Below are 12344 nucleotides of genomic sequence, written 5' to 3'. Positions count from 1 at the left end.
TCAATGAGCTAGATTTCTCAAACCTACAAATTCAAGTAAGTAACCTATACATAATTCATCTAATTAAAACGGTAATTTAATGACATCCAGAAATTTTAAAATACTAATTGTAATCCTGCTTATTTACAACGTGAATTTTTTCGCGCAGGAAAAGTCAAAACCTATCTATACAGCTCCAAAATGGGAAAACCCCGAGTGGGAGAATCCTGAAATTTTTCAGATAAACCGGGAAGAACCTCGGTCTACATACTATAATTATGCTTCTGAAGAATCTGCACTTGCTGCTTCAGGTTGGCAAAAATCTCCATACTACAAATCGTTAAATGGCACCTGGCAGTTTTACTATGCCGATAGCGTGCAGGCCAGACCGGTAAATTTTTACAAAGAAGATTTCAACACCGCAGGTTGGGATACTATTGAAGTGCCTTCTAATTGGGAAATGCAGGGTTTTGGTCTACCCATTTACACCAATGTTAAATATGTATTTCCAGCGAACCCACCTTACATTCCACACGAGCTAAATAATGTAGGGACTTACAGGCGTAATTTTACGGTTCCTGAGGATTGGGAGGGTAAAGAGACTTACCTGCATTTTGAAGGGGTGAGTGGTGCCACGTATGTTTATGTGAATGGTGAATTTGTAGGTTATAACGAAGGCAGTAAAACTCCGGCAGAATTTAATGTTACCCCTTACCTGAAGAAGGGAGAAAATATACTCGCCGTTCAAATTATGCGCTGGTCTGATGCCAGTTATATGGAAGATCAGGATTTCTGGCGTTTAAGCGGTATTGAGCGTGATGTGTATTTGAGAGCTGAAAATCCGGTATATATAAAAGATATCCGCCTAAATGGAGATTACCTGATAGATACTAATTCAGGGAAATTCTTTGTTGATGTTGATTTTGGAAGTACCGCAAAGCGAAACGAAAAAGGGGAAGTTGAAATAAAACTCCTTGACGGCGAAAAAGAACTTTATAATGAATCGCATAGTTTTCAAATTCCTGCTAGGGGTGATTCATCTTTCTCCAGTGAGGGAGAAATTATGTCAATACAACCCTGGTCTGCCGAAAATCCAAAACTCTATACGGTATCAATCAGTTTAAAAGATAATAAGGGTAAAGTATTGCAGGCCACTACTCTTAAAACAGGTTTCAGAAATATAAAAATTGAAAACAATCAATTTTTAGTAAACGGTAAGCCCGTACTTATTAAAGGTGTAAATCTTCACGATCACGATGAGCGCACCGGGCATGTAATCACCCCGGAACTTACACTTAAGGACATGCGATTGATGAAAGAGAACAACGTTAATGCCATACGTTGTAGTCATTATCCCAAAAATCCATTTTTCTACGAGATGGCAGATAAATACGGGTTTTACGTAATTGATGAGGCAAACATTGAAACCCACGGAATGGGGACAACCAATCAGGGTCTTGACAATAATTTAGAGCGTCAAAAAGTACATCCCGCATACCTTCCCGAGTGGAAAGGGATGCATATGGATCGTACCAAACGCATGTTTGAGCGCGACAAGAACCATCCTTCTATTGTAATCTGGTCATTAGGTAACGAGGCAGGAAACGGCGATAACTTTATGGCTACGTATGCCTATCTAAAAGAAGTGGATAAGACGCGCCCCACGCAGTACGAGGGAGCAACAGGGTACTCCAATACAGACATACAGGCACCTATGTACGATCGTATTCCCAAGTTGATTAATTATGCTGAAAATAATCCTCAACGCCCACTGATTCTTTGTGAATATTCCCATGCGATGGGGAACAGTCTTGGTAATTTTCAGGACTATTGGGATGTTATAGAGAAATACGAGGTATTACAAGGTGGCTTTATCTGGGATTGGGTAGATCAGGGATTACTGGCTACAACTCCTGAAGGTGAAAGCTACTGGGGGTATGGCGGTGATTTTGGTGCCGAAAATATTCAGAATGACGGTAATTTTTGTTTAAACGGTATTGTAAACCCAGACCGTACCGCACATCCAGGGCTTGCTGAACTAAAAAAAGTATACCAGAATATCGCATTTACAAACCTCAATCTGGATTCTAAAACAATTGAAATCCATAATAAATACTTTTTTACCCCTTTAAGTGATTTTGACTTTAGTTGGGAACTCCTGCGTGAAGGTGTTCAGGTTGCGACGGGTGATATGCCCGCAATCAATCCTGCTCCACAGGAACGTGTAATTACTCCAATTAAACTTCCGGAAATTCGAATAGGAGGTGAATACCAATTGCGCTTATTTGCAAAAACAAATACGGCTATGCCGTTGCTCGATGTGGGAACGGTTTTAGCCCAGGAAGAGTTTGTCTTTGGAAACTATGATTATGTTTCGCACTGCGAAGTTGATGAGTCTGTCTCATTTACAGCTGAAAAGCAAGGTGATAATCTACTGCTCAAATCTGAAGCTGTTGCCATTACGTTCAATACGCAGAGCGGAAGCATGACGAGTATGGATTATGGTAGTGGTAATATTTTGGTGCAGGGTATTCAGCCTAATTTTTGGAGACCTACAACCGATAACGACTTTGGTTTTAATATGCCAAAAGTTTTTGGAACCTGGAAAACAGCTAGTGAAAATCAGGTCCTAAAGAAAATGCACCTTAAAACAAACGGTAAGATTTTGCCAACTGATAAGCTTAAGAAAAAGAAACTGGGAAATCAGGCTTCCATCGAAACTGTATATAATCTGGGTGATTCAATCGGAACAGTTGCGGTTAACTATGAGCTTCAGGCAAATGGTCAGATACAGGTAACCATAGCATTAAATGACCTTCGGCAGGGACTATCCAATCTACCCCGATTTGGCTCCAATCTTATTTTAAAGGACGAGTACGATCAGGTAAACTGGTACGGGCGTGGACCTCAGGAGAATTATCAGGATCGCAATACGGCAGCTTTTGTAGGCAATTATACTGCGTCTGTTAAAGATTTATATTTTCCCTACATAAGACCTCAGGAAAACGGGTACAAGACAGATACGCGTTGGGTACGATTTACGAACCAGTCCGGAGCGGGGATTGAGGTAGTTGCTCCAGAGCTTTTTAGTTTTAGTGCGCACCATCAATACAATAGTGATTTTGACGCCGGAAAACAGAAGCAGCAACGGCATACCACAGACATCAAAAAGCGTGATTTAGTCAATGTCAATATTGACGCCACTCAAATGGGAGTAGGAGGCGATACCAGCTGGGGGGCACGACCATTAGATCAATATCAAATCGAAGCAAAAAACATGAAGTACTCGTTTATTATTAAACCAATACAAACAAAAAAATAAATCATTTACTATGATAAGTCTCAAAAAATATGCGTTGCTCACTCTTGTTAGTTTTACCCTGAGTGTTTGTGCTCAGAAAAAAATCGCGCATTTCGATAATGAAAATCCGGTCTGGGCAGATACAGAGGGGACACACATAAATGCTCACGGAGCAGGAATGCTTTATTACGATAATACCTATTATTGGGTAGGTGAGCATAAAGTAGCTGGCGGACGTGGTAACAAATCCTGGGTGGGGGTTCGTATATATTCCTCAAAAGACCTTTATAACTGGAAAAATGAAGGAGTTGCACTCAAGGTTGTGAAAGACACCACCAGCAAACTACAGCAAGGCTCAGTAATTGAGCGGCCTAAAATTATTTATAATGACAGTACGGGTAAATTTGTAATGTGGTTTCATCACGAATTGAAAGATCAGGGTTATGATGCGGCGCTTACAGGTGTGGCTGTTGCTGACGAAGTTACAGGACCCTATGAATACATTGATAGTTTTAGAATGCATCCGGGAGTTTGGCCCTTAAATTTTACTGAAGAACAACAGGAAAAAGCAAAAGCAATGTTGGGTAAAAATGATGATCCAAACAATGCAAAAACATTACGCAGCGGGGATGTAAAACGGGTGGAAGCTTTAGAGAATGGGGTTTATCTCGTCCGGGATTTTGAAGTAGGGCAGATGTCTCGCGATATGACGTTGTTTAAAGATGATGACGGTACGGCTTATCATATTACTGCTTCAGAAGAGAACGGGACCCTGATCATTTCAAAATTAGCTTCAGATTATTTATCGCTCTCAGATGAATATGTACGCGTATTTCCCGGAGGTAATAATGAGGCTCCTGCAGTCTTTAAAAAGGATGGAAAGTACTATATGATCACCAGCGGACTCACCGGTTGGGCTCCCAATCCCGCGCGATCTGCCGTTGCAGATGACATGCTGGGGCCGTGGACTTCTTTGGGTAATCCCGTGCGTGGTAGTGAAGAAGAGCGTAAAACTACTTTTAGAACTCAAAGCACTCACGTCATACCGGTTGAGGGCAAGGAGGATGCATTTATTTTTGTAGCAGACCGTTGGACACCACAGGATGCGATCAAAGGCGAATACATTTTTCTACCCATAGAATTTGAAGACGGAAAACCCATACTAAAATGGTACCCGCAATGGGATTTGAGTTTTTTTGATAATCAATAAATGCACAAAATGAAATTATATTTAAAAATAGTCACTCTGGTCTTTTTGGCAACAAGCACTGCCTGTAAAACTAATACGTCGTCTGAGGATGGGGCTAGCTCACCAATTACAACTACCGAAAGACCGCCGAACATTATTGTGATTTTAATAGACGATGCCGGTTATATTGATTTTGGCTTTATGGGAAGTGAAGACCTGGATACTCCGCGTATTGATGAACTCGCAGCAAGTGGTACTGCGTTTACAGATGCGCATGTAAGTGCCACAGTCTGTGCTCCTTCCCGAGCAGGATTAATTACCGGAAAGTACCAGCAGCGCTTTGGTTTTGAAGCCAACGGAACCGGTGGTGTTGGGCTAAGTGATGAAGTGGAAACCATTGCCGATGTATTTAAGGCAAATGGTTACAATACTTATGCTTTAGGTAAATGGCATCTTGGAGAAGAAGATTCAGACCATCCCAATCAGCGTGGCTTTGATGATTTTTATGGTTTTCTGGCAGGTAGTCGCTCGTATTTTCCATTAAAAAATCCTTCCGAAGAAAACATGCTTCAGCATAACGGAGAGCGTGTGATTTTTGACGGCTATATGACAGATGTGCTGGGTGACCAATCTGTGAAGTATGTTGAACAAAGCGCCGAAAAGCCTTTTTTCATGTATCTCGCTTACAATGCCGTGCATACCCCAATGGATGCGAAAGAAGAAGATTTAGAAAAATATAAAGATCATCCCCGTCAAAAGCTTGCAGCGATGACCTGGTCTCTTGATGAGAACGTAGGCAAATTACTAGATAAGCTAGAAGAACTTAATCTACGAGAAAATACGTTAATCTACTTTTTAAGTGATAACGGTGGTGCACACAATAATGATTCTATGGGAGGACCTCTAAAGGGCTGGAAAGGAAATCAATTTGAAGGTGGTCATAGAGTACCCTTTGTAGTAAGCTATCCAAAACTGATTGCGGGAGGAAAAACCTTTAACGGACTCTCTTCTTCTCTGGATATTTTCACTACGTCTCTTGCAGCAGCAAATATTGAGAAACCGGAAGGTCTTGTTCTGGATGGAGCCAATCTCTTGCCGTATTTACAGGAGATTGAACATGGTAATCCACACGAGCAATTGTTTTGGCGAAAATTAGAAGAAGGAGGTGCGCGCATTGGAGACTATAAGACAGTTCGTGTTAAAGATTTTGGAGTCAATTTGTATAATCTTGAAAAAAATCTGGGAGAGACTATTGATCTTTCTTCGGAGGAAGAAGACCAACTTAAAAAGCTGGAGACTGCTTATAGGCAATGGGAAAGCAATTTAATGGCGCCGCTTTGGGATGAAGGAGATCAATGGATGGATGTGACTTATCATATTAATAAAAGTCTGATGCAGAATAAAGAACCTTTGTATAAAGACATTTGGGATCCTGCGTTTAAAACGGACCGGGAGTATATCAAGCATTAATTCAGGCTCAAACCATTTTAAGAGTATCCTTAAACAGCAAAAAATAAACCTTTGAAACACGTAACTTTTCTTTACACGCTACTTATTCCAATATTATTGAATGCTCAAAATGAGGGCGTGACAAGTTATGAGATTGATTTACGTGTTCCTGAGAAAGATATATTTTCAGAGCATTTAAAACTAGGAGGTAAAAATTTCAAAGGAACAAGCTATGAGGTCAATAATTTTTACATTTCAAAAAATGAAAAACCCAGTATTCCAATAACCGGCGAGTTTCATTTCTCAAGATATCCTGAAGCTTACTGGGAAGAAGCAATCCAAAAAATAAAAGCAGGAGGCATCAATATGCTGGCGACTTATGTTTTTTGGAATATGCATGAGGAGATTGAGGGAGAATTTATTTGGAATGGAAACAGGGATTTACGAAAGTTCATCAAATTATGCGCACAATACGAGATGCCGGTTATTTTACGTATCGGTCCTTTTGGTCACGGAGAGATACGCAATGGAGCATTACCCGATTGGCTTTTGGCAAAGCCCATTACAATACGTTCAAATGATCCTAATTATTTATCCTATGCAGAACGGTTATATGACGAGATCGGTAAGCAAATAGAAGGTCTTTTATTTAAAGATGGAGGTCCCATTATTGCGACACAACTTGAAAATGAATATCAGGCGTCTGCCGCTCCCTGGGGATTAACGTATCCCGGTCAACCTTTGGACTATACCAGTGCAGAGCGTGATAAAGATTTTGTTCTAAATGGAGTGGGCACTTCTACACAAGAAAACCCTTACGCAGATTTGGGAACAGATCATATGCGTGTTTTAAAATCCTTAGCACAGCAAGCAGGAATCATAACGCCCTTTTATACTGCTACTGGTTGGAGTAGAGGAGCTATAATCCCCAATGAGACCTTGCCGGTAACTGCCGCTTATCCATACCCTACCTGGACTAAATCTCCCGATTTATCTCCATTTTATCTGTATGCCGATTTGCATAAAACGCCTGATTATAGTCCGGTGAAATACACGGTATCAGATTACCCGGCCTTTACGGCAGAATTAGGAGGGGGTATAATGGCCACTTATACCAGAAGACCTTTAGTACCTGCCAAAAGTCTGGATGCTTTAATAAACAGGTGTCTGGGGAGTGGAGCCAATGGAATAGGTTATTACATGTATCACGGAGGTTCCACACCAAGAGGACAAACCAATTTCTTTAGCGATGAGGCTTTTGGATCTCCTAAAATCTCCTATGATTTTCAGGCACCTATTGGCGAGTTTGGCAATATCAATGAATCTTTTCACAGACTAAGGATTCTACATTATTTCATCAATTCCTTTAGTGAGCAGCTTGCACCTATGCAGACTGTTTTGCCAAAAAATAGCGAAAGTATTAAACCTGCTGATACGGTATTATTGCGTTATGCGGTTCGTTTTAAGGATCAATCTGGTTTCTTATTTCTCAATAATTTTCAGGATGACACCCAGATGACCACTCAAAAAAATGTGCAGGTAAACCTGCAGTTAGAGGAGGGAAATCTTCAAATTCCGGAACATGGAGGTTTTGACCTTGCTGTTGATGAAAATGCGATTTTTCCATTTCATTTGGATATCGAAGGGCTTCATCTTAACTATGCTACTGCACAATTGATGACCCGTTTTGAGAATTCAGGAACAACCTATTACGTATTCTTTTCTCCCGAAGGAACTTCAGCTGAATTTTCATTTCGCTTTGATGAATCTTTTAAAATGCTTTCAAACAGATCAATTGAAGTAGATCAAAATTCCAGGAGATGGTTGGTGAAACCTATTTCCACAAATAAGAGCCTGTTTACTTTTACTAAAGGCAAGAAAAAGACAAGCATATTAGTATTATCAAAGGAAAAAGCACTGAAAAGTTGGCTTATTCCCGGACCAACCGAATCGCAACTCCTATTTACAGATGCCCTTGTTTTGAAGAATGAAGATTCCTTAAAGTTTATATCCAAGGGGAAAAATGATTTTGATCTTGAAATTTTTCCTAAGACGAAACAGGTGCCTAGGTTGAGCTTCGGAAAACTAAACAAGCTACAATCAATGAATCTCTTTACGGGATTTGAAGTGCATCTGCCTGAAGCGCAACTCGAGTTTACAAGCAGCCGTTTTTCTGAAAGACGATTGGTTTTTGATTTTAAGGGTGGAATACCGGAAAGCCTGAATGACGTCTTTATAAAGTTAGATTATGAGGCCGATACAGCTATGGGATTCTATGATAATCAATTAGTTTCTGATCAGCTGTATCTGGGAATGCCGTGGGAAATAGGCTTACGGGAACTCATTAATCTAAAAGGAGCAGAAGAAATGAACTTTTACTTCAGACCCATTTATAAAGACGCTCCGTATTTAGTAGATCTTAAAGAAAGTGCGTATTTTACGGGAAGTACAGGTAAGGTCCTGATTAAAGACATCAAGTTCATTCCGCAGTATCAAACCTCTATGTCACTATTGTCAAACTGATGGTTTAAAAGAATTGGCTATAAAATTGAACGTAGAAATTATTGATGAATATTTCAGTTTTCAAAATTAAGTTGAAAGACGAAAAGAGACACCAAATTAGAACTGTAGATTTCAAATAATCAAAAATCAAAACAAGTCTCCAAGATTAATTTTTTCCAAATGGAACAGTCTTAAAATATCTTACATGGAAAAATGGTTTTTAGTGGTCTTTCTGTTTATACCTTTAATACTGTTTTCAAACTATGGTGATGGCTCACCCGGTGACTCAAATATTCAATATCTTGGGCGTTGGGATAAATCCAATTCGCAGGCTTATCACAGCTATTGGGGAGGAGCATATCTTAAAGCCCGATTTTCAGGCAAAACAGTGCAGCTTAATTTAGGCAAGGCGGTAAACATTTATGTAAATATTGATAATACCGGTTTTAAACTGTATCGAGCAGAGCCGGGCATTCTCAATTTAACTCCAGAATCTTTAGATGATCAGGTGCATCAATTAATGGTTGTTGCCAGTTATGCTAACGACGAGATCCTTTTTAAAGGATTGATTCTGGACAAGGGCGCTACTACATTAGCCCAGCCTCAAAAAGAACTAATTGAATTCATAGGAAATTCCATTACTTCGGGTCAGCACACTACATATAAGAATTTATCGGCGTATTCCTGGATTACAGGAGAAAATTTAGAAGTAAATCATACCCAAATTTCGTACCCCGGCATTACCCTAACCGATGGATATCACTATACGGGAGACTGGGCATCAAAAAAAGGTCAGGAATTTCAATACTTTAGCGCCAAAAGCCCGGGTCATCAGGACTGTCCTAAATGGGACTTTAGTAAGTACACACCAAAGATTGTTGTTATAAACCTGGGTACTAACGATCATAACTTAAAGGTTCCCAATTCTGTATTTGAAGAAACTTATTACCAATTTTTGAAAAACATTCGTGATGAGTTTCCCGAGACGTTTATTGTTGCAATGGGAACTTTAGGAGGTTTTTATATAAAGGAAACCAAAAATGCCGTAGTTCGATTTTCTGAATCTTTAGATTCTCACATACAATTTATTGACACAACCGGCTGGCTGTTACCTTCACAAGATTTTGTAGATACCAATCATCCCAATGATCAGGGACATTTAAAGATAGCAAAGAAACTTGCGCCTATTTTAAATCAATATCTTGTAAAAAATTAAATAATGGAATACGTATCAAAATAAAGCACGACTGTAATATTAAAATGTTACCTATGAAGTTTTTTTTTATGACTGTAGTTATATTATTTGCTCAGACCGGTTTTGGGCAGCAAAAGGAGTTTCCCATATATGAAGGATCGGTCCCAAACTCAAAAGAGAATGATTTCAAAGAAATAAAGGGCAATTGGGGGGGCGATCATTTTTATTTTGGAAACGTAACAAAACCCACATTGACAGCCTTTATACCTGATTCTGAAATTGCAACAGGCACTGCAGTAATTATCTGTCCCGGAGGGGGGTATAGGGTAGTTGCAGTAGATCACGAAGGTTACACAGTGGCGCGAGCATTTCAAAATATTGGAGTTGCTGCTTTTGTTTTAAAATACAGAACACCTTCAGAAAAAACAATGCATAAACCTGCTATTGGGCCATTACAGGATGTGCAAAGAACTTTTCAGATTTTAGGCGAAAAAGCACGTGAATGGAATATAGATACTTCTAGAACAGGGATTATGGGCTTCTCAGCCGGTGGACACCTGGCAGCATCAGCTGCTACACATTATGATAAAAACTACCTTGAAGATAGCGATGAGGTTATTCTAAAGCCTGCCTTTATGATTCTGGGATACCCGGTGATCAGTTTTTCTGAAGGGCTAACACATATGGGATCTAGAAATAATCTTCTTGGAGAGAATCCTTCTCAAGATTTAATAGATTCTTTTTCCAACGAATTACTCGTAACTCCGCAAACTCCAGTTGCATTCATTTTTCATTCAGGAAATGATAAAACGGTGAAAGTTGAGAACAGCATAAAATTTTACGAGGCTTTAAACAAAAATGGAGTCAATTCGCAGTTGCTTATTTATCCTGAGGGTGGTCACGGTTATGGTCTTGACAATCCATCAACGCCATCTAAATGGTTTGTTGAATGTAAAAACTGGATGATTGCTAATGGTTGGATTGATTAACGAAATGGAAAGTCTATTTGTAACTAGTCGAGATATTTTTATTTTAAAAGTTAGCACGATCTCAATTGCTTAAAACAACTTTGGCTATTTTGTGAAAACTGAAATCTATTTAGTGCCTTATAGCTATTGTCACGCTATAGTTCATTAGGAATAACTGTTAAGAGCCCAAAAATTCTGATGTAAAAAATGATAGTTTTGATAGTGACCCTGGGAAACTTAAAATAGCTCAATAAATTAATACAGCCCCTTTTACACTACAGAAACTAAAACAAAGATCGATAAGTTTGAACTATATAACACAGATTGGAATATTGATATTTCTGATCACGCTTCAGCCATTAACTATCCGTGCTCAAGAAAAGCTGGTTCAGCTGAATCAAGTCAAATTACTCAAGAGAACCGTACTGACAACTACGGCATATTGTTCAGACGGTAGTGACCGTGCCAGAGAAGGTAAGCCAAGATTTCACGGACCAATGGTTGCAAGAATCAATTCTCACAAGGGTTATCAATATGTTAGCTATTATGAGGCTAACGGCGATATAGTTGTAGCGAGGAATGAGATAGGTCAAGAAAAGTGGGAAAAGTTAATCCTTCCAGATTATAAAATGACCTCTCAAGACCGTCATAATAAAATTGCCTTGGGTATTTCAAAAGCAGACGGGGTTATCCATTTGTCTTTTGACCATCACAATTCAAAAACATTCAACTATTCAAAAAGTATAGCTGGAGTTGCCAACGATCCACAAAGCTTTGAGTGGAAGTCAGATCTTTTTCAGTTACAGCCTAATCTGGGGTTGACAGAGCAGTTTGGCCTAATAACGTATCCCAATTTTTATGAGATTAAAAATTCAGGAGATTTATTGATGTACTGGCGTACCGGTGGTGCTACTGGCGGAGAAATGAATTTAGCGAGATACGAGTCATCTGCCGGCAGATGGAATTTTATAGGTCAGATCTCTTCTAGAGAGGGTTTATATAATTCTGCAAAAGGAACAAGAGGTCCTTATCATGCAGGTTTCGTTTCAGATAACTCGGGAGTTATTCACATAGGCTGGTTGTGGCGCGAGGCATATGATCAAAGAGATTTTAAGAACACTTTGGGCAATCATGGCATTTCATATGCTCAAAGTTCTGACGGCGGCAAAACATGGTTTTCTGAAAATGGAGTCCTGGTGGCAGATGCTGATAACAGTCTGCGTATGTCAATTAACAATTTAGGGACACCGCCTATTTCTGTGCCTATGAGATTAGATCCTAGCAATGTAGGGTTTACCTCTATTTATGACAAGAATCAGGAGCATCTTCTTTTTATGTTGAAACACTTAAATGAAACAATGGAAGATACTTATAACTATTTATATGTTAGAGATAAAGACGGAAACTGGAGTAAACAGAAGTCAGAAATAAAATTTGGTGGCAGTATGGCGTTTTTAGGCAATAAATTATTGATTTGTAATACTACTGGAATTTTCTATTCTGAAGAATCTGAAGGATATGAAACCTGGCAGAAGCTAGATTTTCCTTTTGACATTGATAGCGGAAGTATTCAGTGGGATTTTGACAGACTGAATGCGGGTTTTCTAAATTTCACAATTCAGTATAATCCAAAAAAAATAGGTGAACCTACACCAGTTGAGGTTTTTGAACTAAGCCTTTTATAAAGTATTGTTTTTAAATGGTAGATGTCTTGGGTGGGCGTTTCGATAATTGAAATCGGTATGGGATTAATAAAATTGA

General features: G+C 39.2%; 7 protein-coding genes. All 7 read left to right on the top strand.

The window, feature by feature from the left end; genetic code table 11:
- The first annotated feature begins 79 nt into the window (after positions 1 to 79).
- The 7 genes from lacZ (at position 80) to LLW17_RS00735 (ending at position 12268) form a co-directional block, all read left to right on the top strand.
- Complete coding sequence (gene lacZ, locus LLW17_RS00765) at positions 80 to 3301, top strand: beta-galactosidase, LacZ type (RefSeq protein WP_228228358.1); 3222 nt, start codon at positions 80 to 82, stop codon at positions 3299 to 3301.
- A gap of 10 nt (positions 3302 to 3311) precedes the next feature.
- Positions 3312 to 4490 carry a glycoside hydrolase family 43 protein gene (locus tag LLW17_RS00760; RefSeq protein WP_228228357.1) on the top strand — a complete coding sequence of 393 codons (1179 nt, stop codon included), beginning with the start codon at positions 3312 to 3314 and terminating at the stop codon, positions 4488 to 4490.
- Between the two features lie 9 nt (positions 4491 to 4499).
- Positions 4500 to 5939, top strand: a complete 1440-nt coding sequence (locus LLW17_RS00755) for a sulfatase-like hydrolase/transferase (protein WP_228228356.1) — start codon at positions 4500 to 4502, stop codon at positions 5937 to 5939.
- Positions 5940 to 5990: 51 nt separating this feature from the next.
- The gene (locus LLW17_RS00750; RefSeq protein ID WP_228228355.1) at positions 5991 to 8441 is read left to right on the top strand and encodes a beta-galactosidase; all 2451 of its coding nucleotides are present in this window, start codon (positions 5991 to 5993) and stop codon (positions 8439 to 8441) included.
- Between the two features lie 184 nt (positions 8442 to 8625).
- On the top strand, positions 8626 to 9636 hold the full coding sequence (locus LLW17_RS00745; protein ID WP_228228354.1) for an SGNH/GDSL hydrolase family protein: 1011 nt from the start codon (positions 8626 to 8628) through the stop codon (positions 9634 to 9636).
- 53 nt (positions 9637 to 9689) lie between these two features.
- Complete coding sequence (locus LLW17_RS00740) at positions 9690 to 10604, top strand: alpha/beta hydrolase (RefSeq protein ID WP_228228353.1); 915 nt, start codon at positions 9690 to 9692, stop codon at positions 10602 to 10604.
- A gap of 284 nt (positions 10605 to 10888) precedes the next feature.
- Positions 10889 to 12268 carry a BNR-4 repeat-containing protein gene (locus tag LLW17_RS00735; protein WP_228228352.1) on the top strand — a complete coding sequence of 460 codons (1380 nt, stop codon included), beginning with the start codon at positions 10889 to 10891 and terminating at the stop codon, positions 12266 to 12268.
- The last annotated feature ends 76 nt before the right edge of the window (positions 12269 to 12344 follow it).

Source organism: Leeuwenhoekiella parthenopeia (assembly GCF_020782115.1).
Classification (GTDB): Bacteria; Bacteroidota; Bacteroidia; order Flavobacteriales; family Flavobacteriaceae; genus Leeuwenhoekiella; species Leeuwenhoekiella parthenopeia.
The sequence above is the reverse complement of the archived record's forward strand: the minus strand, read 5'-3'. Positions and strand labels throughout refer to the sequence as shown.

Excerpts from the sequence above, each read along its gene's own strand:
- LLW17_RS00745 (WP_228228354.1), top strand. The coding sequence starts at position 8,626 with ATGGAAAAATGGTTTTTAGTGGTCTTTCTGTTTATACCTTTAATACTG.
- LLW17_RS00755 (WP_228228356.1), top strand. The coding sequence starts at position 4,500 with ATGAAATTATATTTAAAAATAGTCACTCTGGTCTTTTTGGCAACAAGC.
- lacZ (WP_228228358.1), top strand. The coding sequence starts at position 80 with ATGACATCCAGAAATTTTAAAATACTAATTGTAATCCTGCTTATTTAC.
- LLW17_RS00760 (WP_228228357.1), top strand. The coding sequence starts at position 3,312 with ATGATAAGTCTCAAAAAATATGCGTTGCTCACTCTTGTTAGTTTTACC.
- LLW17_RS00740 (WP_228228353.1), top strand. The coding sequence starts at position 9,690 with ATGAAGTTTTTTTTTATGACTGTAGTTATATTATTTGCTCAGACCGGT.